At 62.4% G+C, this 26,707-nt stretch carries 20 protein-coding genes; 12 read left to right on the forward strand and 8 right to left on the reverse strand.

The window, feature by feature from the left end:
- Positions 1 to 11 precede the first annotated feature (11 nt).
- The 6 genes from CCICO_RS08990 to CCICO_RS09015 all read left to right on the forward strand — a co-directional run bounded on the left by CCICO_RS08990 (position 12) and on the right by CCICO_RS09015 (position 6,197).
- Entirely contained in the window at positions 12 to 281 is a 270-nt protein-coding gene (locus tag CCICO_RS08990) for an acyl-CoA carboxylase subunit epsilon (RefSeq protein WP_018020102.1), read from the forward strand.
- 329 nt (positions 282 to 610) lie between these two features.
- Complete coding sequence (locus CCICO_RS08995; RefSeq protein WP_018020101.1) at positions 611 to 2,590, forward strand: OPT family oligopeptide transporter; 1,980 nt, start codon at positions 611 to 613, stop codon at positions 2,588 to 2,590.
- Between the two features lie 971 nt (positions 2,591 to 3,561).
- Complete coding sequence (locus CCICO_RS09000; RefSeq protein ID WP_040357832.1) at positions 3,562 to 4,602, forward strand: serine hydrolase domain-containing protein; 1,041 nt, start codon at positions 3,562 to 3,564, stop codon at positions 4,600 to 4,602.
- A 6-nt stretch (positions 4,603 to 4,608) separates the two neighbouring features.
- The gene (locus CCICO_RS09005; RefSeq protein WP_018020098.1) at positions 4,609 to 4,977 is read left to right on the forward strand and encodes a hypothetical protein; all 369 of its coding nucleotides are present in this window, start codon (positions 4,609 to 4,611) and stop codon (positions 4,975 to 4,977) included.
- 75 nt (positions 4,978 to 5,052) lie between these two features.
- The gene (locus CCICO_RS09010; RefSeq protein WP_040357816.1) at positions 5,053 to 5,706 is read left to right on the forward strand and encodes a Maf family protein; all 654 of its coding nucleotides are present in this window, start codon (positions 5,053 to 5,055) and stop codon (positions 5,704 to 5,706) included.
- A 38-nt stretch (positions 5,707 to 5,744) separates the two neighbouring features.
- A complete protein-coding gene (locus tag CCICO_RS09015) occupies positions 5,745 to 6,197 on the forward strand; it encodes a DUF3151 domain-containing protein (protein WP_018020096.1) in 453 nt (150 codons plus the stop codon).
- On the opposite strand, the gene CCICO_RS09020 is transcribed toward CCICO_RS09015, so the two are convergent.
- From CCICO_RS09020 to CCICO_RS09030, 3 genes are all read right to left on the reverse strand, one after another.
- Entirely contained in the window at positions 6,194 to 7,897 is a 1,704-nt protein-coding gene (locus CCICO_RS09020; RefSeq protein WP_018020095.1) for an alpha-keto acid decarboxylase family protein, read from the reverse strand. The two genes, CCICO_RS09015 and CCICO_RS09020, sit on opposite strands and share 4 nt — an antisense overlap.
- Positions 7,898 to 8,193: 296 nt before the next feature.
- Positions 8,194 to 8,610: a hypothetical protein gene (locus tag CCICO_RS09025; protein ID WP_018020094.1), complete on the reverse strand. Its 417-nt coding sequence runs from the start codon at positions 8,608 to 8,610 to the stop codon at positions 8,194 to 8,196.
- A gap of 165 nt (positions 8,611 to 8,775) precedes the next feature.
- Complete coding sequence (locus CCICO_RS09030) at positions 8,776 to 9,837, reverse strand: Cj0069 family protein (RefSeq protein WP_018020093.1); 1,062 nt, start codon at positions 9,835 to 9,837, stop codon at positions 8,776 to 8,778.
- 594 nt (positions 9,838 to 10,431) lie between these two features.
- Here CCICO_RS09030 and CCICO_RS09035 point away from each other — a divergent pair.
- Both CCICO_RS09035 and CCICO_RS09040 read left to right on the forward strand, forming a co-directional pair.
- Entirely contained in the window at positions 10,432 to 11,346 is a 915-nt protein-coding gene (locus tag CCICO_RS09035) for a sulfurtransferase (protein WP_018020092.1), read from the forward strand.
- Positions 11,347 to 11,745: 399 nt separating this feature from the next.
- Positions 11,746 to 13,524 (forward strand): acetyl/propionyl/methylcrotonyl-CoA carboxylase subunit alpha, encoded by a 1,779-nt coding sequence (locus tag CCICO_RS09040; RefSeq protein ID WP_018020091.1) that lies wholly within the window; start codon positions 11,746 to 11,748, stop codon positions 13,522 to 13,524.
- A gap of 155 nt (positions 13,525 to 13,679) precedes the next feature.
- On the opposite strand, the gene CCICO_RS09045 is transcribed toward CCICO_RS09040, so the two are convergent.
- From CCICO_RS09045 to CCICO_RS09055, 3 genes are all read right to left on the reverse strand, one after another.
- Entirely contained in the window at positions 13,680 to 17,090 is a 3,411-nt protein-coding gene (locus CCICO_RS09045) for a pyruvate carboxylase (RefSeq protein ID WP_018020090.1), read from the reverse strand.
- A 220-nt stretch (positions 17,091 to 17,310) separates the two neighbouring features.
- A complete protein-coding gene (locus tag CCICO_RS09050; protein ID WP_018020089.1) occupies positions 17,311 to 18,717 on the reverse strand; it encodes an NAD(P)H-quinone dehydrogenase in 1,407 nt (468 codons plus the stop codon).
- Positions 18,718 to 18,772: 55 nt separating this feature from the next.
- Positions 18,773 to 19,975 (reverse strand): amidohydrolase, encoded by a 1,203-nt coding sequence (locus tag CCICO_RS09055; protein WP_018020088.1) that lies wholly within the window; start codon positions 19,973 to 19,975, stop codon positions 18,773 to 18,775.
- A gap of 578 nt (positions 19,976 to 20,553) precedes the next feature.
- Between CCICO_RS09055 and CCICO_RS09060 the strand changes: the two genes are divergently transcribed.
- The gene (locus CCICO_RS09060; RefSeq protein ID WP_026161513.1) at positions 20,554 to 22,029 is read left to right on the forward strand and encodes an ATP-binding protein; all 1,476 of its coding nucleotides are present in this window, start codon (positions 20,554 to 20,556) and stop codon (positions 22,027 to 22,029) included.
- Between the two features lie 891 nt (positions 22,030 to 22,920).
- On the opposite strand, the gene CCICO_RS09065 is transcribed toward CCICO_RS09060, so the two are convergent.
- Complete coding sequence (locus tag CCICO_RS09065) at positions 22,921 to 23,520, reverse strand: helix-turn-helix transcriptional regulator (RefSeq protein ID WP_018020085.1); 600 nt, start codon at positions 23,518 to 23,520, stop codon at positions 22,921 to 22,923.
- 58 nt (positions 23,521 to 23,578) lie between these two features.
- A complete protein-coding gene (upp, locus tag CCICO_RS09070) occupies positions 23,579 to 24,214 on the reverse strand; it encodes a uracil phosphoribosyltransferase (protein WP_018020084.1) in 636 nt (211 codons plus the stop codon).
- A gap of 76 nt (positions 24,215 to 24,290) precedes the next feature.
- On the opposite strand from upp, the gene CCICO_RS09075 reads away from it, so the two are divergent.
- Genes CCICO_RS09075 through CCICO_RS09085 form a run of 3 tightly spaced genes read left to right on the forward strand, consistent with a single transcriptional unit; the run spans position 24,291 to position 26,686 of the window.
- Positions 24,291 to 24,572: a hypothetical protein gene (locus CCICO_RS09075; protein ID WP_156809878.1), complete on the forward strand. Its 282-nt coding sequence runs from the start codon at positions 24,291 to 24,293 to the stop codon at positions 24,570 to 24,572.
- Between the two features lie 17 nt (positions 24,573 to 24,589).
- Positions 24,590 to 25,423, forward strand: coding sequence for a C40 family peptidase (locus tag CCICO_RS09080; protein ID WP_244264005.1), 834 nt, complete (start codon positions 24,590 to 24,592; stop codon positions 25,421 to 25,423).
- Between the two features lie 21 nt (positions 25,424 to 25,444).
- Positions 25,445 to 26,686, forward strand: coding sequence for a SatS C-terminal domain-containing protein (locus CCICO_RS09085; protein WP_018020081.1), 1,242 nt, complete (start codon positions 25,445 to 25,447; stop codon positions 26,684 to 26,686).
- Positions 26,687 to 26,707 lie beyond the last annotated feature (21 nt).

Below are 26,707 nucleotides of genomic sequence, written 5' to 3' on the forward strand. Positions count from 1 at the left end.
GGAAGAAAAGCATGTCAGACTCCCGTCCAGAGAACACGGATTCCCCAGAGACCACTGAAGCAGCAGAGGCTGCGAAGAAGCCCTTCTTGAGCATCGTCAAGGGCAATCCGAGCGACGCTCAGGTGGCCGCGTTGACCACCGTGTTCGCTGGGCTTGCTTCTGCGGCCGCGGCAGCCGAGAAGAAAGAAGTCGACCGCAACATGTGGGGCAACTACGCCGAGCGGCTTAATCGCCCGACCACCTATAACCCCAACGCATTCCGCAACGTCAGCTTCTACTAGCTCCGCAGAAGCAACCAGCGTCGTTCTGCCAGCGCCGCCGCTGAGTGCCACCCACCGTGGTGCCACTCGACGGCGGCGCTGTCGCATGCTCTCCCCTCGAGTGTGCACCCAGTTAGTCCTGCGAGGCGGGCACGTTCTGGGCTAAACCAGCCCCCAGCTACCTCAACGGAGCCTGAAAGAGGATAATTGCTGTCGTTAGCACAACGCTTGCACTGTGACGACCTGGAGCACCTCGCGCCACCCCACCTCGCCTCACCGCTGGCGTGACGGGGCGCCGCGAGGGCCGCGGGATCGTCCAGTTTGTCTTCTTCACGATGGAAAAGAGGAACATGAACGCGACATCCTCCGACACGGGCTCGCCTGCGCCGCAGACGCGTGGCCCCATCAGCGAGTTAACGCTGAGGGCGGTGATCATCGGTGGTCTCATCACCCTGGTGTTCACCGCCGCCAATGTGTACTTAGGGCTCAAGGTGGGCCTGACCTTTGCCACCTCTATCCCGGCTGCGGTGATCTCGATGGCGATTCTGCGTAAGTTCGCGGGACACACCATCCAAGAAAACAACATCGTGCAGACGATCGCCTCTGCCGCTGGTACCTTGTCCGCCATCATCTTCGTTCTGCCCGGCCTGGTGATGATCGGCTGGTGGAGCGGCTTCTCCTACTGGGAGACCGCCTTCGTGTGCGCCATCGGCGGCATCCTGGGCGTGATGTATTCCATCCCGCTGCGCCGCGCCCTCGTGACCGGCTCGGACCTTCCCTACCCTGAAGGTGTGGCCGCCGCCGAGGTACTCAAGGTCGGCGATGAGCAGGGCTCCGCAGAGGAAAACAAGCGCGGCCTGGCCGTGATCGTCGGCGGTGCTCTTGTGTCCGCTGGTTATGGTCTGCTGGCTGCGGTGCGCGCCGTGGCTGGTTCGGTGACCTCCACGTTCAAGTTCGGTGCCGGCGGCACCATGATCGGCGGCAGCCTTTCGCTGGCGCTGATCGGCGTGGGCCACTTGGTGGGCGTGGCTGTCGGTATCGCCATGCTCGTGGGCTTGGCTATCTCCTATGGCGTGCTGCTGCCCATGTTTACCTCCAGCGATATCGCTGCCGGAGGGGATCTGCAGGAAATCGTGCCCAGCATGTTCTCCTCCGATGTGCGTTTTGTGGGCGCCGGGGCGATGGCGGTGGCCGCCATCTGGACCCTGCTGAAGATCATCGGCCCCATCGTTTCCGGCATGAAGGATGCGCTCGCGTCTTCCCGTGCCCGCCACGATGGCCAGTCGGTGCCGCTCACCGAGCGCGACATCCCCTTCAGCATCGTGGTCACCACCACCGTGGTGTCGATGGTGCCGGTGGGATTGCTGCTGTGGCTCTTTGTGAAGGACTCCTCCATCACCCACCACACCACCGGCCTGGTGCTACTCAGCATCATCTATGTGCTCTTGGTGGGCTTGGTGGTCGCTGGTATCTGCGGCTACATGGCGGGTCTCATCGGCGCCTCGAACTCCCCGATCTCCGGTGTGGGCATCATCGTGGTGATCACCGCGGCACTGCTGATCAAGCTGGTCACCGGTAATGAACACGAGACCAACGCCACTCCCCTAGTGGCCTACACCCTGTTTACCTCCGCGGTGGTCTTCGGTATTGCCACGATTTCGAACGATAACCTGCAGGATCTCAAGACCGGCCAGCTGGTGGGCGCGACCCCGTGGCGCCAGCAGTTCGCGCTGATTATCGGTGTGCTTTTCGGTTCGGCCATCATCCCGCCGGTGCTGCAGCTGATGCTCACCGGTTTCGGTTTCGTGGGCATGGAGGGTGCCGGCCCGGACGCCCTCGCCGCTCCTCAGGCGGCGCTGCTGTCCAGCGTGGCAGAGGGTATCTTCGGCGATTCCTTGGATTGGAGCCGTATCGGCCTCGGCGCACTCATTGGCGCCGGCATCATTGTGGTGGACGAGATTTTGCGCCGCACCACCCGTTTCTCTCTGCCGCCGCTGGCTGTGGGCATGGGCATGTACCTGCCCGTGTCGCTGACCCTGATCGTGCCGATCGGCGCGTTCATCGGTTTCTTCTACAACCGCTGGGCTGATAAGCACTCCGATCCGGAGCCGATCAAGCGTCTTGGTGTGCTGCTGGCCACCGGCCTCATCGTAGGCGAGTCGCTGTTTGGTGTGCTCAACGCCGGCATCATCGCCGCCGCAGGCACCTCCGAACCGCTCGCGCTGTTCGGCGATGATTTCGCCCCCATCGCTAACTGGCTGGGTGTGATCGTCTTCGCCGGCGCGGCCGCTGCCATGTATCGCTGGGTGGCTAAGAAGGCCACGAGCTAGGATTCCAGGAGCGTGCGCGCCATGCTCACTGTCGCACCCACTGTGTTGGCGCTTGGTTGTGTGCCTCGGTCGGGGCACCCCGAACGCCACGAGATGGAAGCCCGCTAGATAGCAGCGCTCACCGACGTGGGCCTTCCTCGGACCCCAGTAGGTCTCTCACCTACTGGGGTCCCTGTGTATCTAAGCTGCCGACGCTCAAGGGACACATGCCCCCCGTCTCGCGCAGCCCTACCCTCTTCGTGGGCTCCATTCTTGTCAGCATTCTATAATTTTATTATTTTAGATTCATGGAATTCCATAGTGAACACAGCGAGGACGACCTAGCCAACCTAATGCGTCGACACGGGGAGCTTGAGAACCGAGTCACCGCCCTAGAACGCACCGTGTCCCTACATCACGGCCTGCTCCCTGCAGCTGCAGACGTCGACACGCCTCAAGCACACACGTCTCACCGCGTGATCGAAGGTTCCTCCTCCAAGGAGCCTGACCTCTGGTTGTTGCGCGCTCTTGCTAAGCATTCTGACCCTGCGACGAGGCCTCAAGGATCTGTGGTTTTCGGTGGAAACGCACGCACTTCGGGAACGGGAGATGTTCAATACCAGTGGCATCGCGCGACCGATGCGCTGCTGGAGGTGGACTGGTCCCCCATGCTCGAGCGGCTGCAAGCGATCGCACACCCCATGCGCGGAGCGATACTCCAGCGACTCTTGCAGAGCCCTGCGACAGCAGCCCAACTCGTTAGCGACGGGATTGTCACCTCTCCTGGGACGGCCTATCACCACTTATCGGCACTCTCCGGCAGCGGTTGGGTGAGCAAATCAGGAGATGGCCACTACAGCGTGCGCCCCACTCGAGTAGTGGCACTTTTAACCATCATCGCCGCATCTGAAGACCACTAGGAGGCCCCATCAATGCACTCCTTTCAATCTCAATCACCTGACCGTACAAGGCCTCGTTATCCGGCAGCCGTCGTGGCTGCAATCGCGGTGGGATTAGCGGTTGCCATCTCGGCATTCTTTCTTGGTCCGCAGCGGATCTCACTTTCAACCCAAAGCACTGGTGATGGACACCTAGCCGCTGTCTTAGGCGCCCACGCCGACGCTGGGCAGCACGACCTCTCCGCCTTCGTTGTCTCCGGTGACACGACCACTTTTGCCGGCGTGGGAGCTGACGAAAATACTGAGCTTGAGATAGGTTCCATTAGCAAAATGTTCACCGCTGAGCTACTCAGCCACCGACTGGCAGAAGATTGCCTCACCCCACAGACAACCGTGGGAGATATTCACCCCACGGGCGGCGCCATCGACGATGCCACCCTCATCGAGCTAGCCGAGCACACCTCAGGGCTACCACGCTTGGGAGGTACCAGCCCTCTGCGCAGTTTGGGATTAGCTTTCCTCGGAACAGATCCTTATCGCGGGGTCTCGCCAGCGGAGGTTTTCAAGGCCGCAGGTCGTGCACGGCTTGAGGATCGTGGGCAGGTGCGTTACTCCAATCTCGGCTACGCACTGCTAGGACAGCTTTTAGCAGAACAAGCTGGAAAGCCGTGGCAGGAACTTGTGTCAGAAGAAATCCTAGAACCACTCGGCATGAGCTCTACCTATGCTCCAGTGAGCACGCTTCCCCCGACGGCACCCCATGGATTTACGGCATCAGGCCTGACTGCACAGCCCTGGATTATGGAAGGCTACGCACCAGCAGGCGGCTTACGCTCTACCAGCACCGACATGGCGAAGTTCGCGCAGTTGATTGCATCTCACGCCACATCTGCCGCTGTCAGTTTCGCTAGCCAAGACAGTCCGCTGAGTAGTGACAGGTCTTCCGACTCCCCGCGGGCCCCATTGGGATGGATGCAGGATGCGGACGGCCTGTGGTGGCATAACGGCGGCACCGGCGGTTACTCCACCATCCTCATCATCGATCCACGCACTGGGGACAGTGCATTCGTCGCAGGGAACACCGCTACCGGAGTCGACGATCTGGGCGCTGTCCTGTTGCGGGAAGGACGGTAGACGACTGTGAACACCTACACCGATATTCTCCCGTGGCTCATCCTCGCCTTCATCGTTGGTGACCTAAGTGTTTCCAGCTGGTTTCTGTACTCCAAAAACCTGCGAGGCAAACACCTCACCACAGTCGCCAGACCACAACTGCGTCCAGGTCGCGCCGCGGTACGTGGACTAATCGCCTTGTTCAATGTGGCCTTCGCAGTTTTCGTGCTGCGGGGAAGCCTCATTCCTTGGAACAGCGTTATTCCCGTAGAGCTGTGGTGGGCCGTGTGCATTCTAATTTTCCTCTATAGCTTTCTCACGACGCTGGTGATCGTGACGTCAATGAAGAAAACTGGGATCCCGCGGCAAGAGAGCGCAAGCCCAGACCGTAGCTGACTCACGCCGCGCGATACGTCCTGTTCAGCGACCACACCCCACAAGCGTGCAGCGCGCTGTCCTACACTTGCTCCCATGAAACTCGTGCTGGGATCCTCCTCCCCCTCCCGCAAAGGCTTGCTGCGTGCCGGCGGCATTGACCCGCTCATCCACGCCCCCAATGTCGACGAAGAAGCGGTGCTTGCTTGCCACACCGGAGCCAGCGCCAAGGACGCGGTGCTCGCCCTAGCCGAGGCGAAGGCGCAGGCGGTGGCCCCGCTCTACCCGGAGGATGTGGTGGTGGCGTGCGATTCCATGCTGCTACTGGACGGCAAGTTGCAGGGAAAGCCGAAGACGGTCGACAGAGCCGTCGAACGCTGGCGCCAGCAGCGCGGAAAGACAGCTGAGCTGCTGACAGGGCACTGCGTTGTGCTGCCGGAGACTGCACAACCCAGCGGTGGCGATTCCATAGGCACCGAACGAGTGCACCACGTGGAGTGCGTGCGGACCCTGATCCGCTTTGGCAGCCCGAGCGATGCGGATATTCGCGCCTATGCTGAGGGCGGTGAGCCTTTGTTCTGTGCTGGGGCCTTCACCTTAGAGGCCCAGGGGGCGTGGTTTATCGACTCGATCGAGGGCGATCCCTCCAGCGTGATTGGCCTGAGCCTGCCGCTGGTGCGCCGTGTTCTCGCCGAGTACGGGGTGGATATTTCTTCCCTATGGAACCGTGGGGATCACGCGCACAACTAAACTCCCCTCAGCAGCAGGAAATGGCTAGTGTGGGGCGCATGGCTATTAACAATCTCATGGCACCGCAGCCCGTTCACCTGCCCGCTGACCCCGCAGCCGAGCGCTTTGGCGCCCAGCCTCAGGTCAGCTCCGCAGGGCTGAGCGTAGATTCCGCCGCCGTCGAGGCCGCCCACGAGGCGGTCCGGGAGTACCCGAGCAGCTCGCTGGCGTGGTCCATTCTCGCTATCGATGCCCTCGACCGCGGGGCCGATGTGGCGGCCTATGCCTACGCCCGTACCGGCTACCACCGCGGGCTGGATGCCCTGCGCGGCTCCGGCTGGAAGGGCTTTGGCCCGGTACCCCACTCCCACGAGCCCAATCGCGGCGTGCTCTATGCCATCGCCGCCTTGGCGCTGGCCGCCCAGCGCATCGGCGAAACAGACGAGTACGAGCGCTGCGCGGCGCTGTTGGAGGACTGCGACCATGAGGCCGCAGCCTCACTTATCGTTTAAGATCGCGCATTCTTAGCTAGCGCCTCGGTGGTGGCAGCAAGCAGCGTAGGGATGTCGTCACGGTCGGTGATGACCTCGACCAAGGCCAGCTTTTCGCTGGCCTTTTCTGCGTCCTGCAGGGCGCGCTTGAGCTCGCCGGCGGTGGCCGCGCGGCTGACCTGGGTGGTCGATTCATCGCCGCCGAAGGCCGCGGGAATCAGTTCCCAGTGGGTGGTGGGGATGTCGTTGTAGTACTGGTCGGCGCCGTGGATGGCGCGTTCGACGGTGTAGCCGGAGTTGTTGATCACCAGCACGATGGGGTTGAGGCCCTCACGCACCATGGTGGCCACCTCTTGGATGGTCAGCAGTGCGGAGCCGTCTCCCACCAGCAGGACCGGACGGCGGCTGCGATCAGCAAGCCCGGCACCGAGGGCTGCGGGCACGGAGTAGCCGATGGAGCCCCACAGGGGCTGGCCGATGAACATGGAGCCAGCTGGCATATGCCGATCGGCCATGCCGAAGAAGCTGGTGCCTTGGTCGGCGATCACAATGGAGTCCGTGGGCAGCCACTCCGAGGCGATAGTCCACAGATCGTTTTGTTCCAGCGGGGCGTCGTCCGCGGCGCGCTGCTTCTCTGGGGCAGAGAACTCCCCCAGTGGGTAGGCCTGGGCGGATCCCTCTTCGCCGAGTACCTCGGTGAGGGCATCCATGGCGTCCACGATGTGGATGGGGGCGAAGGCGCGGCCACCGACCGAGGCCTGTTGGGCCTCGACCTCGATGATGCGCGCATCGTCGAGATTCGTAGAGAACCCTGCGGTGGTGTTGTCGGTGAACTCCACGCCTAAGGTGATCAGCCGCTCGGCGTTTTCCACTGCCCCCTTGGCTGCCGGCTTAGAAGCGGCACCGGCGTAGACACCGGCGAAGCGCGGGGAGCGCTCATCCACGAGGGTTTTGCCCCAAGCAAGGGTGGCATAGGGCAGGTCGGTGCTCTCGATCAGCTCTTTAAAGTGCTCCCAGCCGCCGAGGCGGTGCACCAGTAGGTCGGCGAGAATGGTGGTCTGTTTGCCGGCGAGGAACTCACGGGCGGCGTCTTTGAAGGCCTCCACCGCAGCGCGGGAGGACACAGCTGGGCGCTTCGCGGTGATCTCATCGTCTGGACGATAGATGGGGGCGCGGGCAACATCAGGGCTGAGCACAAGGTAGCCGGGGCGGCGCTCGGTGAGCATGGTGCGAATCACGCGGTCGATCTCTCCGGCGGCGTTGGCCGGGGTCAGCCAGGCCTGCGCGCACGTGACCTCGGCGGCCATGTCGAAGAAGTGGTTGAAGCGGCCGTCCCCGAGGGTGTGGTGGACCTTGCGGCCGCTGGCCTGCGTGGCGCGGGAGGGCGCGCCCACGATGTGCAGCACTGGGGCATATTCGGCGTAGGAGCCGGCGGTGGCGTTGATCGCAGACAGCTCGCCCACACCGAAGGTGGTGACCATGGCGGCAAAGCCGCGCACGCGGGCGTAGGCGTCGGCGCAGTAACCGGCGTTGAGTTCGTTGGTGTTGCCCACCCAGCGCAGACTGGGATGGGACAAGATGTTGTCCAGGAAGGGCAGGTTGAAGTCGCCGGGAACACCGAAGACATCGGTGGCGGGGGTTTCGGCCACGCGGTCGAAGAGATAGTCGGCAACGGTGTAGGTGCGCTCCGCCGCTGTGGGGGCGGTTGTCTGTTCAGCCATAGTGATGGAACTCCTCGTGTGATGGTCCAGCTCGATCCAGCACAGGCGGCCAGGGTGTGCCGCGGGGTAGTCCCCTGGATTCGAGCAATGGGTGATTCACGCCGAGGCGCGGCCGCCGGATCACGGTGCCGAGCCTCAAGCGTAGGGCCATGCTACGCCGCATCCGGCCACAGGCGCGGGGCGAAGCCGCCCCTCCACTGGGCATTCTCAAGGCTGAGCAGGAACATCTTTGCCAGCTCCTACAGGTGCATCATGCTTATCGACGCCACCTCGAAGCCTTCTCCCTTCGTGCCGCTTTACACGCGCGGCCACTCCTTCATCACGTCCTCGTGGTCGAGGCTGGTCCAACGGGCGTGCTGCGGTTCTTGGGTGCGCACTGCCGCCACGAGGGACTCCGCCACCCACACATCGCCAACGATCATCATTACGCTTTCCACCAGCCCAGTAAGGGTGCGCGGTTTAGTGGAAGCGGCCTGCTTGACCTTCTCGGTGCGGATGCGCCCGAGGGCGTTGTCCCGCTGGGCATCATCGACCACGAAGGAACGGATGGTATTCAGGGCGTCTACTTCTTGGGTGCCGTCTAAGCCGGCGGCGAGCACTGCCCGCACGAAGGCTTTTTCATCATCGCTCCCAGGCCGCAGCAGCACCATCAGCCGCCGCTGGTTGAGCTCCAGGGCTGCGATGCGCCGCTCAAGCGACTGCACATCAGTCATCAGTTTCTCTCCTTAAGTCACATGCGCCCACCGTCGGCGATGACGGGCGAGGGTGGGCTGATTATAAAACCGCCGCCTGTGCGCGCTACGAAGGCCCGGCCCCGATGAGATTCACCGGGACCGGGCCGAAGTACACGTCTGCTGGCTCAGTGGCCGCGCGGGGTCTTAGGCGTGCTTAGCTTCCACGCGCTTGATGGCTTCCTCGGCCACCATTTCCTGGATGCCCATGTCCAGCTCGGAGGTGAAGCCCACGCAGGAGCAGTTGATCTCACCGAGCACATAGGTGTCGCCGCCGTCGGTAGCGTCGTCAAGCATGAAATCAGCGGTCCAGATCAGCGGGATGTTGTCGCCGCCGAGCTTCTCGGCAATCACGGGACGCACATCGGCGAACATGTCGATGAGCTCCTGCCACTCCTCTGGCTTGTCGTAGGAGTACTTGGCGCCGGAGAAGAGGGTGGCGGAGAAGTTGTCACCGCCAGCGGCCGGCTTCTTGTGCACCACGAACACCGGGTGCGGGCCCACCAGCAGGATACGGATCTCGCCTTCGACGATGCGCGGCATGAAGCGCATATCGACGAGCATGCCGTTGTCGCCGATGATGTACTGATCGCAGAAGTCCATGAACTCGCCGAGCTCGCGCACCTCCGTGTGGTTGTCCACGGCCTCGGTGCACTTGAGCTTGGTGTCGAGCGGCAGCTCAGTACCCGGCTCGATAGAGGCGGACAGCTCCTTATCCTCCAGCTGCACGCGCCAAATGCCGGAGCCGGTGGAGCCGCGGTTCTGCTTGAGCACACGCTCGCCATAAGAAAGGGAGGACGGGAAGGTCTTGTGGAACTCCTCCACGTCGTAGTAGGCGTAGGTATCGTCCGGCACCAGGTCGGTGGAGGCGAGCTTGACCAGCGCATCCTTGGCGCCGTATGCCATCATCTCCTCTGGGGTGGACATGCCCACCAGGCCGGCCTCTTCAGAGAGCTTGGTCAACAGGTTGAAATAGCCCTTCTCGCCGCCGGGGATGTTGCCCGGGTTGACGCGGGAGATATAAGCGTCGAAGTTCTCGGACACGTAGTCAAACAGCTGCTCAGACCACTCAGGGCGGTAGTACACCACCTCGGCGTTCCAGCCCTTGTTCTTAATAGCGTCAACGATCGGCAAGGTGTCCTTGCGGTGACCGTTGAACTGCTTGTCGTTGCCGCCTTCAACCTCGAAAACGACGATGCCCTTCTTCATAAGCCTTAACTCTCCTTGTAGAGCGATTGTGTGTGGGGTGCAGTAGTGAAGCGAAAATAATGGCCGTATAGCCCACGACAGCTGCACTGGGGCGGCGCCGCATGCGCAGAACACACTCGGCACGGCCCCGTAGTAAATGGTCCCTAAGGCCCACTCACGGCAGTGCTCGGCCGCACGAGCGAACCAGCAATACTGCGCTCGCCGCGGATGTGCGATGGTAATTACCTGCACGATCGAGTGCGACTCTCTGGCACTGCCACGGTGCGGAGACTCGTAGAGAACGGGTGCTCAACAGCGAAAAAGCCTTGATAACCATTACTCAGTTAATTCTAAGGCAGCCCTGTTACTTTCGCGCCGCATGACCCTAAAGCGTAATGAATGCCACACTATGCGAGTGAGAGTGACGCTATAACTGGTGATAAAAGTAGAGTGGAAGCTTCTCAAGTGTGCGGGCCCTTATCCCGCTGCCACCGCCGCTGGCTCTGTGTCTGTGCGCCCAATGGTGGCGGGCGGCTTGCTCGTGGCGTCGTCACGCACAAGCCCATAAGGGCCGCGCACACCTATACGCCCAATGTGTGAGGAATGTGATTGCCCATGCCGATCCCCTTTGATCCCAACCCCGTGCTCGCGGACTATGCCCATCCGGAGAAGATCGTGTCGGCGTCGTGGCTGTCTGCTCGGCTCGGCACGCCGGGGCTGCGCGTCGTGGAATCCGACGAGGACACCCTCCTCTACGACATCGGCCACGTGCCGGGCGCTGTGCGCATCGATTGGCGCACCGAGCTCAACGATCCCCTCATCCGCGACTACATCACCGCCGAGCAGTTCGCGGAGCTGATGCGCTCCAAGGGAATCAGCAACGATGACACCGTGGTGATCTACGGCGACAAGTCCAATTGGTGGGCCGCCTACACCTTCTGGGTCTTCACCCTTTTCGGACATAAGGACGTTCGACTACTCAACGGCGGCCGCGACGCCTGGATGGCCGAGGAGCGCGACACCAGCTTCGTGGTTCCGGAATATCCGCGCACCAACTACGAGGTTCCCACGCGCGATGACGCCCCACACCGCAGCCTGGTGGCCGAGGTGCGAGAGAAGATCGGCGCCGCCACACTCATCGACGTCCGCGAGCCCGACGAGTACACCGGCGCAGCCTCCAACGCGGCCGGCTATCCCGCGGACACTGTCTCCCGCACCGGCCACATCCCGACCGCCATCAACGTGCCGTGGAACCGCGCCGTCTACGCAAACTCGCGTTTCCGTTCCCGTGAGGAGCTCGCCGAACTCTACGCCGACTACGATCCGGACGCCGACACCATCCTCTACTGCCGCCTCGGAGATCGCTCGGCACACAGCTGGTTCGTACTGACCTACCTGCTCGGATTCAGCAACGTGCGCAACTATGACGGCTCGTGGATCGAATGGGGCAACATGATCGGCATGCCCATCGTGCACGGAGATAAGCCCGGTACGCTTGACGACGCCACCTCCCGCCACTCCACCAGCTAGGCGCGTCATCTCACCTAGCGCTACTTTTGCCCACAAGACATTCCGGCTAGCATACGGTTAAGGCCCGCAGCCATACGCACCGAAGCTACAGCACCCTAGCGTTCGGCAGCGGGTCTACTACCACCGGTTATTGACCACCATCATGCACTCCCGAGCCCGCGGGAGCGACACAGAATCCCGGGGCCGCCATAGCCGCCAGTACGGCCTGAACGGTTTACCCAAATTTAGGTGTGAACGGTGGGGGTAATTACGAAATAACTGATCCAAGCCGCCTTTGCTTTGTTGTTAGGTGTGTAACAATGACAGGTAGCCCGAAGCTATCTTCACTGCGCACACCAGCGCATAGCGAGGATCGCACAGCAGAAACTTAAAGGTTTTCAAAACTCAGGAGGGGTTTTAGTGACCGTCGAACAAAAGAAGATCACCAAGGTGCTGGTTGCCAACCGTGGTGAGATCGCCGTCCGCGTTATCCGCGCTGCTCGCGATGCAGGAATCCCGAGCGTAGCGGTGTACGCCGAGCCCGACGCCGAGGCACCCTTTGTTGCCTTGGCCGATGAGGCTTTTGCCCTCGGCGGCTCCACTTCGGCAGAGTCCTACCTGGTCTTCGACAAGATCCTCTGCGCCGCCAAGAAGTCCGGCGCCAACGCCATTCACCCCGGCTATGGCTTTTTGTCCGAGAACGGCGACTTTGCCCAGGCTGTCATCGACGCCGGCCTGATCTGGATTGGCCCCTCCCCGCAGTCCATCAATGATCTCGGCGATAAGGTCACCGCTCGTCACATCGCGCTGCGCGCCGATGCTCCGATGGCCCCCGGCACCAAAGAGCCGGTGAAGGACGCCGATGAGGTTGTGGCCTTCGCTGAGGAGCACGGCCTGCCCATCGCTATTAAGGCTGCCTTCGGCGGTGGCGGCCGCGGTATGAAGGTGGCCTACAAGATGGAAGAGGTGGCCGACCTCTACGAGTCCGCCACCCGCGAGGCCACCGCAGCCTTCGGCCGTGGCGAGTGCTTCGTGGAGCGCTACCTAGATAAGGCCCGCCACGTGGAGTGCCAGGTGGTGGCCGATATGCACGGCAACGTAGTAGTTGCCGGTACCCGTGACTGCTCCCTGCAGCGCCGCTTCCAGAAGCTAGTGGAGGAGGCCCCGGCCCCCTTCCTCACCGATGATCAGCGCACCCAGCTGCACGAGTCCGCTAAGCGTATTTGTAAGGAGGCCGGCTACTACGGCGCCGGCACCGTGGAGTACCTGGTGGGCTCGGACGGACTCATCTCCTTCCTCGAGGTCAACACCCGTCTGCAGGTGGAGCACCCCGTGACCGAGATGACCACCGGCTTGGACCTGGTGCGCGAGCAGTTCCGCATCGCTGAGGGCCGCGAGCTGCACATCAAGGAAGATCCGAAGCCGCGTGGCCACGCCTTCGAGTTCCGTATCAACGGCGAGGACGCCGGCTCGAACTTCATGCCTGCCCCCGGCACTGTGGTGAAGTACCACGAGCCCTCCGGCCCGGGCGTGCGCATGGATTCCGGTATCACCCAGGGCTCCGTGATCGGCGGCCAGTTCGACTCCATGCTGGCTAAGCTCATCGTCTACGGAGAGACCCGCGAGGAAGCCCTCGAGCGCTCCCGCCGCGCACTCGCCGAGTACGTGGTGGAGGGCCTGCCCACCGTTCTTCCCTTCCACGCCCACATCGTGGAGAACCCCGCCTTCGTTGGCGATGGCGAGAGCTTCGATGTCTACACCAAGTGGATCGAAGAAGAGTGGGAGAACCCGATCGAGCCGTACGTGGATCCTGCCGATGCCGACGAGGACGAGGAGAAGCTGCCTTCCCAGAAGGTCGTGGTGGAGATCGACGGCCGCCGCGTAGAGGTGGCTCTGCCCGGCGATCTGTCCCTCGGCGGTGGCGCCGGCGGCGCCAAGAAGAAGGCCAAGAAGCGTCGCGCAGGCGGCGGCAAGAAGGCTGTCTCCGGTGACGCCGTCGTCGCCCCGATGCAGGGCACCGTGATCAAGGTGAACGTGGAAGAGGGCCAGGAAGTCAACGAAGGCGACACCGTGGTGGTGCTGGAGGCCATGAAGATGGAAAACCCCGTCAAGGCCCACAAGTCCGGCACCGTGGAGGGCCTCAGCGCCGAAACCGGCTCCGGCGTGTCCAAGGGCGAAGCGCTCATGGAAATCAAGTAGCCCTAAGCTCTCTCCCCCTCCCCCACAGCCGCGTGATCCGCAATGGACACGCGGCTGTGTCCGTGTGTGGCTTATTCATACACAAGCACCACGCACTACCGACCCCTGTCCCGAGTGAACGGGGCAGGGGCCGGCAGTGTGCGAGGGGCGGTGAGCTACTCGATCACGAGCAACAAGTCTCCACCTTCAACCTTGGTGGGCTGCTGCAGCGCCACACGGGTGATCGTGCCATCGATCGGGGCGGTAATAGAGGCCTCCATCTTCATGGCCTCGATCACGGCTACCGCATCGCCGGCCGAGACCTCGTCTCCCACCTTGGCGTTCACGGTGACCGCTCCAGCAAAGGGGGCGGCCACATGGCCGGGGTTGTTCGGATCCGCCTGCTCGGCGGCGGCGGTGATGGACTCCACCGCACGATCGCGCACCTTAATCGGACGGATCTGGCCGTTGACGTTGCACACCACGGTGCGCATGCCCTTATCGTCCGGCTCGGAGATCGCGTCGAGGCGCACCACTAGGCTGGACTGGTTCTCGAGCCGAATCACGGATTCCTCGCCAGCTTTGAGCCCATAGAAGAACTCGCGGTCGGTGAGCACCGAGGTGTCACCAAAGAGTCGACGGTGCTCGGCGAACTCCTTGGTGGGCTGCGGGAAGAGCAGATGGTTGAGCATCTGGCGGCGGGTGGTGGCATCCTCGCTGCGCAGCGCCTCCTCCGACTCGGCAGACAGGGCCTCGAGCGGATCCTTCCCCTGAGCGCGGCCATCTAGTGCTCGGCTGCGCAGCGGCTCCGGCCAACCCCCAGGCGGGGTGCCTAGCTCGCCGCGGAGGAAGGCGATCACGGAATCTGGGATGTCGTATTTCTGCGGATCCTTGGCAAAGTCCGCCGGATCCACGCCCGCTCCCACAAGGTGCAAGGCGAGATCGCCCACCACCTTCGACGAAGGCGTCACCTTAGTCGGCCGACCCAGCATGTCACTGACAGCTGCGTAGTAGTCCTCGATCAGCTCGAAACGATCCGCCAGCCCCAGAGCCGTGGCTTGGGCCTTAAGGTTGGACAGCTGCCCACCCGGGATTTCGTGTCGATACACTCGGCCGGTGGGACCAGCCAAGCCCGTCTCGAAGGGGGCGTACATCTGGCGCACGGCCTCCCAGTAGGGTTCCATGTCCGAGATGGCCTGCAGCGACAGCCCCGTGTCGCGCTCGGTATCGGCGAAGGCCGCCACGATGGCAGAGAGCGAGGGCTGGGAGGTGGTGCCTGCCAGCGGCGCGGAAGCGCCATCCACGGCATCGGCACCGGCTTCGGCGGCCGCCATGTAGGTGGCCAACTGCCCGCCGGCGGTGTCGTGAGTGTGCACGTGCACCGGCAGGTCGAACTCCTTGCGTAGCGCGGAAACCAAGGTGCGGGCCGCCTGCGGGCGCAGCAAACCGGCCATATCCTTGATGGCCAGAATGTGGGCACCCGACTCCACGATCTGCTCTGCGAGTTTCAGATAGTAATCGAGGGTGTAAAGCTTCTCGTTCGGGTCAGCCAAGTTACCGGAGTAGGCCATAGCGACCTCGGCCACGGCGGTATTAGTTTCCAGCACGGCCTCGATAGCAGGTCGCATCTGCGAGACGTCGTTCAGAGCGTCGAAAATGCGGAAGATATCCACGCCCGAGCGGGCCGCCTCCTGCACGAAGGAGTGGCACACGGTGTCCGGATAGGGGGTGTAGCCGACCGTGTTGCGACCGCGCAGCAGCATCTGGATGTTCACATTGGGCATGGCCTCTCGCAGCTGATCCAGCCGGCCCCACGGATCCTCGTGGAGGAAGCGCAGCGCCACATCATAGGTGGCACCGCCCCACGCCTCCACCGAAAGCAGCTCGGGAGTGAGATAGGACTGGGTGCGGGCGGCGTGCACCAACGCCGACTGGCGCACGCGGGTCGCCAGCAGCGATTGGTGGGCATCGCGGAAAGTGGTGTCGGTGACCGCCAGCTGAGAATTGGCACGCAGCTGCTCGGCGAACTTCTGCGGACCGAGCTCCCGCAGCACGTCGCGAGAACCCCGGGGGCGCTCCTCCTTGGGCAGGCTCGGCAGCTTCGCCTTGGCGCGCCCCACCTCAGGGGCGGGGCCGTTGGGCTGGTTGACAGTAACGTCTGCCAAATACTCCAGAATCCGGCTGGGTTCATCGTCGGCGGGCGGGGCCTGCAGCAGCCACGGGTGCTCCTTAATGAAGGAGGTGGACACCCGCGAGTGGAGGAAGTCCTCCTCGCGCAGCAGGGCACGCAAGAAACCGATGTTGGTGGCCACACCGGAGACGGTGAACTCGGCCAAGGCCCGCTGGGCGCGCAGCACAGCGGTGGCAAAGTTCGGACCACGGCAGGTCATCTTCACCAGCAGCGAATCAAAGTGCGCGGTGATTTCTCCGCCCAACATAGCGGCGCCGTCGAGACGCACGCCCGCTCCCCCCGGGGAGCGATAGGCGGTAATCACACCGGTGTCCGGGCGGAAGCCGTTATTGGGATCCTCGGTGGTGATGCGGCACTGCAGGGCCGCACCCTCGGTACGAATGGACTCTTGGGTCAGCCCCAGTTCCTTCAGGGTGGCGCCGGCAGCGATCCGCAACTGGGTTTGCACGATGTCTACCTGGGTGACCTCCTCGGTGACGGTGTGCTCCACCTGCACGCGGGGGTTCATCTCGATAAACACGTGGTTGCCATCCTCGTCCACGAGGAATTCCACGGTGCCCGCACCCACGTAGCCGATGGACTCACAGAACTTCACCGCGTCGGCACAAATACGCTCCCGCAAATCGGCATCAAGATTCTGAGCCGGGGCGATTTCCACCACCTTCTGGTGGCGGCGCTGTAGCGAACAATCGCGCTCATAAAGGTGGATAACATCACCGGAAGAATCGGCGAGGATCTGTACCTCGATGTGCTGCGGATTAATCACGGCGCGCTCAACATAGACGCTGGCATCGCCGAACGCAGACAGCGCCTCACGCGAGGCTTCCTCTGCCAAGGGGCGTAGCTCCTCGGGGCTGGGGATAAAGCGCATGCCGCGCCCGCCACCACCGGCCACGGCCTTCACGAACAGCGGGTACTGCTGCCCTTCGGCAGAAGCCACGATGTCATCAATATTGTCGCTCGGCGTGGACTCCTCCAACGTGGGCAGCCCAGCCTTGCGGGCAGCGCTGACCGCCGCCGCTTTATCGCCGGTGAGCTCGAGGATTTCTGCCGGCGGGCCCACGAAGGTAATTCCCGCCTCGGCGCACTTACGCGCTAGGGCGGCGTTTTCAGATAAGAAGCCATAACCGGGATAGACGGCATCGGCCCCGGATTTTTGGGCGGCGCGAATAATCTCATTCGGATCGAGGTAGGCCTTTACTGGCGCGCCCTCTTCCCCGATGCGCACGGCCTCGGTGGCGTGGGAGCGGTGGAAAGAATTGCGATCCTCAATGGGATACACCGCCACGGTACTGGCGTCGATCTCATAGGCGGCGCGGAAGGCGCGTACCGCGATTTCACCGCGGTTGGCGACGAGCACCTTCTTAAAGCTGGGTAAAGAATTGCTGTCCCTCACAGCGGGAACCTCCTAGTGCTCAGGTGACAATCAATCAGGAACGTGTGTTGCCGTTCACATTGGACACAGCTTAACAGCGTTAGCACCGGTGAACGATAAAGCACTGGACAGCGCATATAAGTGACACGCCCCCATCAACCTCCGGTGCCGTAGCACACATGGAGACCGTGGGGGCGTGTGATGGGATCGGTGCGGTGCCTGCGCACCGGACAGTTGAGACCTATTCGAGATCGTCGTGCTGCACGAGCTGGCGGGCCGCTTCCGTGATGGATCCCGACAGTGTCGGGTACACCGAGAAGGTATCCGCCAGATCGGAGACGGTGAGATTGTGATTCACTGCAAGAGCGATGGGCAAAATCAGCTCAGATGCGGTGGGGGCCACCACCACGCCGCCGATGACCAGGCCGGAGTTCTTGCGGCAGAAAATCTTGACGAAGCCGTGGCGCAGCGCACGCATCTTAGCGCGCGGATTGGTCGATAGCGGCAGCTTGATCTGGCGGGCTGCCACCTCACCGGATTCGATCTGCGCCTGGGTGATCCCCACGGCAGCGATCTCGGGGCGGGTGAACACGGCACTCGACACCGTCTTCAAACGGATCGGGCTCACGCCCTCGCCGAGGGCGTGGTACATGGCGATACGGCCCTGCATGGCGGCCACCGATGCGAGGGGGAACAGATCGGTGCAGTCGCCGGCGGCATAGATTCCCGATACGGAGGTACGGGAGACGCGATCAACCATGATGTGTCCCGAGCGGGCCACCTCTACCCCAACCCGATCAAGACCTAGATCCTGGGTGTTGGGCACGGCGCCGACTGTCATCAACGCATGGGAGCCTTCGATCTCGCGACCATCGGAGGTGCGCACGATCACGCTCTCGCCGGTATTCGTCACGCTATCGACGCGGGCATGCTTCTCCAGTGCCACGCCCCGTTCGGCGAGCACGTCCTCGAGAGTGTCGGCAGCATCGGCGTCATCGTGGGGCAGGATGCGATCGCGGGAGGCGACCATGGTCACCTGCACGCCCATCTCGGCAAACGCGGAGACAAACTCGGCACCGGTCACACCCGAACCGACCACGATGAGGTGCTCGGGCAGCTCCTCGAGGTCATAGATCTGGCGCCAGTCGAGGATGCGCTCCCCGTCGGGGACAGCCCCAGGGAGCACGCGCGGGGAGGCACCGGTGGCGATGAGCACGAGATCACTCTCGATGATCTCCTCTTCGCCCTCGGCGGGGTGCACCTTGACAAAGTGGGTGGCCTGCTTCAGAGAGTTATCGTCGAATTCGGCGCGGCCGTTGACCACGCGCACTCCGGCACGCTCGAGCTGAGTGATGATGTCATGGGACTGTGCCTTGGCCAGATCCAGCACGCGCTTATTGGCTGCACCGAGCGAGAAGAGCACGGTATCGCCGGTATCGACCAGCTTCATGTCATCGGCACGGCGCAAGTCCGTTTTCACGCTGGTGGTGGAGATAAAGCTCTTTGAGGGCACACAGTCGTAGAGAACTGCTGAGCCGCCGGCTCCTTGATCCTCGATGAGCGTGATCTCGGCACCGTATTTGGTGCCGGCGAGAGCAGCTTCGTAGCCGGCGGGGCCGCCGCCGATGATGACAATGCGCTTAGACAAGATTCCTCCGTGCGGATTAGTGCAAAACTATGGGTAGATTCAGTCTAACGAAACCTTAAGGATTCTCTGGGGTATCGGCCCCTGTCGCTGCTTCGGCTGCAAGATAGCGTTTGAGGATCGCGGCGAATAGGCGGATGCCGACGGTGATGGCGCGCTCGTCCACCACCAGATCCCCTTGGTGTAGATCGCCAGGCGTTCCAGTACCGTCCCAGCAGCCGAGCCGCGCCATGGAACCGGGCACGTGCTCGAGATACCACGAGAAGTCCTCGCCACCGGAGGATTGTGGCGCCTCCACCACCGCGTGCGGATCGACGCTCGTGGCGGCGTCGGCAAGCACTGCGGTGGCCACGTCGTCGTTGACTACCGGCGGCACGCCGCGCACGTAGCGCACCTGCACATCGCAGCCCGTGGGGGCCACGACCTGCTGGATGAGCTCCTCCATCAATGGCTGCATAATGCGCCACACCCTGATATCGGCAGTACGAACAGTGCCGAGCAGCACGCCATGCTGTGGCAGGGCGTTGGCGGCGAAGCCGGCCTTGACGGAGCCGAAGGCCAGCACGGTACCGGAGCGCGGATCCACTCGCCGCGATAGCAGCCCCGGCAACTGGGTGATCAGCGCGCCAAGGGCGTAAACCACATCTTCGGTCAGGTGCGGCCGTGCCGAATGGCCACCGTGGCCAGAGACGGTGATGGTGAGACTGTCGGCAGCAGAGGTGATCGCCCCAGTACGCACGCCCACCTTGCCTACCTTGAGTTTGGGCTCTACGTGTAGGGCGTAGATGCTGCTCACACCTTCGAGCGCACCATAGGAGATCACCTCGGGGGCGCCGCCTTCGAGCACCTCCTCTGCGGGCTGGAAAATGAATCTCACCCCAAGGTCCAGATCAAAGCTGGACAGGGCGCAGGCGGTGGCCAATGCGATAGTGGTGTGCACATCGTGGCCGCAGGCGTGCATATAACCGGGCTCTTGAGAGGCGAAGTCCAGCCCGGTGATCTCGGTGATGGGCAGGGCGTCAATGTCCGCTCGAAAAGCTAGCTTCTCGCCGGTGTCGGGGCCTAGATCCACCCGCAGGCCGGTATCGGGAAAGCGCACCGGCTCGAGACCATAAGAGCGCAGCACCTCCTCAAGGAAGGCGGTGGTTTCATACTCGCGGTGCGATAATTCCGGGTGGCTGTGGAGGTGGCGGCGCCAGCGGAGCACCTCATCCAGGTGCTCCTCGATCCAGCCCTGTACATGGCTCCACACATCGCTCACGCGGCTTCGCCCCTCCTTCACACGACAATCCAACTGTGCACTCTTCTTCCATTACACACTAGTGACTTTTCGGCACCAGAACGTGGGTAACACCGTCGGCTTCTACAGAATCCTCCGCTCGTGAATGAGGGTGGTGAGGGCTCGGCCCTATGCCAGCCGCAGCGGAGATCGAGATCTAGCGACATCAGGCCCCATACGGAGAAGGCTGAAGGAACTCGCCGTAGTGCGCGAAGCGATGATCTTATTCCTCCGGCCGAGAAACCCTACTGTCACGTTGGCCCTCGCCGTGCCACCTTGAACCAAGAAACCAGCCCACTGATCGGAGAGATCCTGCACGAGCTCACCACCGATGAGGATTACTCCACATATGGGCGGGTTGCCCATGGGCGCCGATCCGATTGCCACCGCCGTGATACACGCAGGTGAGAGCGTGGATGGTGAGGTGCTGAGCGGCGGCATCGTTGGCCTCGCTCCGAACATGTAACTGAACACACTCCTAACACACAACTGGAGTGTGTTGAGTTGTGTGTTGGTGTTATGTTGGTTTTGTTGCTGGTCACACGGGAGGTTTGAAAGCTATGACTCCATCGGAGCTGAGTGATCTTGTTGATACACTGCGCAAGTTAGGAGCAGATACGGCCAGAGTGGAGGTGAAGGCCTCCGTCAGCAAGCTTCCACGATCTCTTGCCGAGTCAGTAAGCGCTCTAGCAAATGGTGACGGCGGAATCATCATTCTTGGGCTGCAGGAAGCGGAAGGTTTCCGGCCAGCCGAACGCTTTCGGGCCAAGCCGATTGCCGATGCACTTGCGGGAATGTGTGCCAATGACATGCAACCACCAGTCCGCGCAGACATCGAGCTCGTCGAATTTGAGGGCGCAACGGTCGTGACTGCAGTAGTTCCAAGCCTCCCGCTCGAGGAGAAACCCTGCTACGTCAAGACGAAGGGGAAATACGGTGGTTCATTCATCCGAACTGGCGACGGCGATCGGAAGCTTTCCGCATACGAAATAGACCGACTAGAGGAAAACCGCAGGCAACCAGCGTGGGACAGGGTAGTTGTCTCCACTTCTAGCCTCGAAGACCTCGACCCGCAGCTCGTCGCCGGTTTATTAAAGAAGGAGCGATCCCAGAACCCTCGGGTTTTCGGGAAGAAAACCGACGAGCAGGCTCTTGTCTCACTCGGGGTCCTCGCGGAGGATGAGGATGGACAGTTACGCCCGCTACTCGGCGGGCTCTTGGCACTTGGTGAATACCCGCAGCAGTTTTTCCCAAGGCTCAATGTGACATTCGCGGTGTATCCGGGCAGTGATAAAACTTCCTTATCTACCGGACAGAGGTTTCTAGATTCCGCGACGCTATCCGGACCAATCCCGTACTTGGTGGGCGACGTCGTCAATAAAGTTGTGTCGAACATGCGTGTAGGTGGCGTCGTGAAGGGAGCCTTTCGCAGCGACCTGCCGGATTATCCTCCCGTTGCCGTGCGAGAAGCGGTGACGAATGCGCTCATGCACAGGGATTACTCGCCCCAAGCGCTGGGCGCGGGAGTTCAGGTAAATATGTATGCCGATCGCCTGGAGATCACCAATCCCGGAGGGCTGTTCGGGCCGGTCACCATCGAATCCTTAACGAATGGCACTGTGCTACCTGCGTCGCGAAATCAAGTGCTGTCGAAGCTGCTTGAGTCGGTTCCCTACCCTGAAGGTGGATATGTCGCGGAAAATCGGGGTAGCGGCTACCAAGAGATTGAGCGTCAGTTGGATCAAAGTTTGCTGCCTCCGCCTGAACCCGTCGATCGGTTAACGCAGTTCTCTCTAACGTTCGGTCGTCGCCTGCCGACGGAGGCGGAGCGGAGTGCTGCAGCGGGGATGTCCTCGGCAGATCGAATTGTGGAATACCTTCGCTCCCATGCAACGGCTACGAGCAAGGAACTAGCTGGCGCAGCCGGCATTGGTGTCGGTGGAGCCCGGAAAGTGATTAATGGGCTGATCGACAAGGGGATTGTGGAGCGAACTGAGCCGGCTCGAAGCCCGAAACAGCGGTACCGCTTAGCTTGATACGTGTGCCGCTGCCGTTAGCAAGCGTCCCCCCCCTATAACTGGAGGTGCGCTCGAAAGTTTTCTCCCTGTGCGCCATCCTGGCCTTCTTCCTTGGCGAACTCTCGTTACTGGTGCGGATGCACTCAGGCCACGCTCCGAACATGTAACTGAACACACTCCTAACACACAACTGGAGTGTGTTGAGTTGTGTGTTGGTGTTATGTTGGCGTGCCAAGAGCAAACTAGGTGCTCCTCGTCGCTGGATATCGTCGGCAGTCACTGAGGTAGGGGGAGACAATCTGCAGGCACTACAACAGCGCTTCACCAGCGGGTTAGTGAATCTTTCCGCCGCTCAGCGAAGTGAGAACCTACATCTGTAGCAACACTGGGTAAAGGTGAATGCCGATACCGATGCCCACAAGCAGTGCAGCAGATATCCATCCTCTTGTTGCAATGCCCAATACCCACCGCGGTAGCGAGGTGAAGGAAAAATCCCCAACTGTGGCCGAGCGCTGCCGCCCTCTTGTGTTGAGGATCTCAACGGCCATCGCTGCGAGAAGAAACTATCATCAGATTCCAGCCGATGTTCGTCAGTGTTCGGTTGAATAATCTGATCCCCAACCGTTGAGAAGTTTCAGGAGAGAGGGCGAGGCTATCTCAGAAAGTATTGGGGATGTGCCGTTCGAGAGAGTGTCCGACAAAGGGCGCTATCCCGAATCCGCCTGTGGTCATGATCGGTACCAGCAACCCTGCGGGTGCGGTAGGTGGGGCCGCCACGGTTCGTTCCACTGTCACAGTCTGCAGATCTATGAGGGATAGTCGTGGACAAGTGCGACAGCGATCCGCTGAAAGCGACGCGGCGTTGATCGTGTCCTCATCAAGGCGTGAACGACGCTGCACACGATGGGGCTAATCTGGAATATCCACCTCAGCTGCTTCGTGGCCACCCACGTCACCACCAGCAGGGTCACTCTCGCCATCAGCACCGGTGGAGGCTCCAGCATTGTGTTCTGCGCACATGAGCTGTGCCTCTCGCGCCTGCCGCCTGAGTAGGTAGAGCGGGTGGGCTTGGTCGACGAAGCGAGGATCATCGCCGTCGATCATCAAATGCGAGCCGTCGAAAGGCAGCACGTCCTCGGGAGTGCGGGGCCAGACCACATCCACCTCACTGGGTAGCGCTTGAGCGGCCCGGCAGACCCTACGTGGCGGGGTGGTGGCGTCGGGAAGCAGCACGGCCACGGGAACATGTAAGGCACGGGCCAGCCGGTAAGCGGTGGCCAATCGTGGATTAGAGCTGCCGCTTCGGGATGAGACGCCGCGTTCGATGCCGACCACCGCGTTGCGGTGCATCCCAGCTAGTTCCGCGAGGCGCTCTTGGCTGATATCGCGCATCGCCCGCAGTGTGCGTACGCGTTGGCCCAGAGCCACGGAGTAGCTCGGCCAGAAAATTACGTTGTCGTCATCAGCCACCAAAAAGACTCTGCCTACGATGATAGGCAGAGTCTGCACACCATGATGTGCATACCTCACGGGCGTGAGGAGCACCACCGTTGGGTGGGAAAAGCCCTTAGAGGTCGATGTTGCGCGGTCCGTAAAGGCGATCGCCCGCATCGCCCAAACCGGGCACGATGTAGGCATCCTCGTTCAGCTCGGGATCGATGGTGGCGGTCACAAGCCGCACGGGCAGGCCGGAATCTGCCAGGGCTTGCACGCCCGGCTGCGCCGAAACCATGCACACCGCGGTGATGTCGGTGGCGCCGCGGGCATGCAGCAAACGGATGGCGTGCAGCAGCGAGCCGCCGGTGGCGAGCATCGGATCCACCACAAAGACCGGCTGGCCGGTGAGATCCTCGGGCAGGGCCTCAAGATAGGGCACCGGCTCGTGGGTTTCCTCATCGCGCGCCAAGCCGATGAAACCCACCTGGGCGTCCGGGATCATCGACAGCGCGGGGTCGATCATGCCCAGCCCGGCGCGAATGACGGGCACGATGATGGGCGGGTTTTCCAGCCGCACACCCTCGGCCACGGCCACGGGTGTGTGGCAGTCGAAGGTTTCCACCGGCACGTCGCGGCAGGCTTCGTAGATGAGCATCGCTCCGAGGTCCCGGAGTGCGGCACGGAAGGTGGCGTTGTCGCTGCGCTTGTCCCGCATGATGGTCAGCCGCGATGCGACGAGCGGGTGGTCAATAACCTTGGTCTCCATAGGTTCCAGAATAGATCAGTACCCCCAGTGTCCGACGAGGGGAACCACCACAGGTGTGAGCAACGTCTAGATGAGCATGACTGATCTGACTCTCAACCCCGCCCACGCCCGCTCTCTCATCCACGATCTCCTCTCCGCGGCCGCGGCCACCAGCCCAGCTACGGCCTCACCATTGAGCCCCACGCCTGGAATGGAACGATTCGCCGCCGCGCTGCACCGTGCCACCACAGCCTCTGGCGAGCGCAGCCTACAACTCGCCCGGTGTTGCGAACGGCGAGCCGAGGACACAGCTGGTCATCTCAGCTCCATAGAGCTTGTCGACGCCGACCTCGCCGCTTGGCTGGACAGGCAGGTCTAAGAGCAATGCTGAAGGTAATGAACCAACTAGCCACGATGCTGCCCACCACCGCGCTGCCCACCCAATTCGGCGGGGTGACAGACATCTCGGCCGCGCACCTGCTTGCCTCCATGTTTGGCGCCGACGCTGCCCGTCTAACCCGCGCGGCCGGAACCCTGGGTGAAGAGAAAGCCGAGTTGCAGCAGATCATGAACGCGGCCCAGCCGATCATCGCCCGCGCGGCGGCCGACATCGTGCAGCTCGCTCAGCATTATCTCGCCCAATTCGCTGCGCTGGCGCCGCAGCTACTCAGCCCCCTTCCTGCCCAGCAGCTCACCGCCGCGCAGGCACTCGCGGGCCTGCCCCCTGCTACCTTGGCGGCGGCCGGGCAGCGCACCCAGCAGCTCGAGGCCGAGTTGGAGGCCCCTGCCGCCCAGTTGGATCGCATTGCCGAGCGCGGCCCGCTCGAGCTCGAGGAGGCGTCTCATTCTCCGGATAGGAGTCGGGAGGGGGAGGTGGCGTCGGCAAGCGATGCGGGTGCCCGCGCCGTGGCCGCTGCCGAATCACAGTTGGGCACTCCCTATGTGTGGGGCGGCACCTCTCCGAACGGTTTTGACTGTTCAGGGCTGGTGCAATGGTCCTATGCGCAGGCCGGAGTGGAGCTGCCACGCATGGCTCACGAGCAGGCGGTGGGGCGGCAAGTTAGTGCCGAGGAGCTCCAACCTGGGGATCTCGCAGTGTGGGATGGGCATGTGGCGATGTACGCCGGCGATGGAATGATGATCGAGGCCGGCGACCCTGTGCAGAAGAATCCCGTGCGCACCACCAACATGGGGATGGGGTTTCTAGGGTTCTATCGCCCCACCTCCTAAGGCTCGACTAGGCTTTAGCGCATGACTTCTCCGTCCTCTGAGGCACAACAGACGATTATTCCCATTAAGATTTCGCTCACAGAAGGGGACTTCTACACCCTGTGGGCGCCGGCCTACCGCGAGCACGGCAGTGTATGGCAGGCGTTTTTGGGAGACGATGACAATGTCTTCTTCTTCCACTCCCCTGCCGAGTTGCTCGCCTACATCTCCGCTCATCCGCAGCACGATCTCTCGGACCACCCCCGTTGGAAGGCATTCCAATCCAAGCCGGAGGCCCGCGTAGTGCCGGAGGAGTCTGGTCACGCTGACGTGGTGGGTGTGCCGGCGCTGTTGGCCGAACGCCCCAGCCACAATGCCGTATCCGGTACCGCCCGGGCGATGCGGGTGGCCCGCTCTCTCGGCGAGGTGCTGGCAGAGGTGAAGGTGACCTCCTTCTTCTCCGGCCACTCGGTGCTGGACAATCTGGAGCGCGGCTCGGATCACTACATCGGCGATCAGGGCTCGGAGGAATGGACCGGCGTGGGCCGCGTGGTGGTCAATGGCTGGAACGATGTGGTTGACGCCCTCGACGCCCACGTATTCACCCCGGATGTGGATGCCGATGCCGTCGCTGAGGCCGAGACAGCCATCGCCGCATCCCAGGAGCGCATCGCCGAGGAGAAGGCCGCTGCCGAAGCCAAGCGCAAGGAGGAGGCCGAGGCCGCTGATCCCTATGACTCCACCGTGTGGGCCGCCGCTGGTATCGATCCGGTGAAGATCTCCATCGATGGGCGCACTCTCTACACCTTGCGCACCTATGTGGAGGGCCGGCCCGTGTTCTTGGGCAAGTACGGCGAGATCTTCACCTTCAACAACCGCAAGACCATGCCGCGCTGGCTGGCCGAGCACGGCGATCACGATCTGGCCAAGCTCTCCACTTGGGAAACCGTGATGACCGAGGTCAACGGCGGCACCCTAGAGGTGACCGTGCACGAGGACAACGCCTACTCCTTCACCGGTCTCGAAAACGATATCCGCAAGGGCCCCAAGGAGGTGGATACCGAGCAGATGCGCCGCGCCTACGAGCTTTTGGCCGACGCCGCCGACTGGGCTGCCGACGACTCGCTCAACTCCATCCTGTTGGCCCGCCCCAGCCTGCAGGAGTACATCTCCTACATGCTTGGCGGCGCCTCCAGCTACGTGCCCGATCCTCCCTTCAGCAAGGAAGCCGAAGGCTGGAAGGCCCTCACCGAGACCCTCACCCAGCGCTTCAGCAAGTTCTAGGCGCCAAGGCGGCAGGCGCCT

Source organism: Corynebacterium ciconiae DSM 44920 (assembly GCF_030440575.1).
Taxonomy (GTDB): domain Bacteria; phylum Actinomycetota; class Actinomycetes; order Mycobacteriales; family Mycobacteriaceae; genus Corynebacterium; species Corynebacterium ciconiae.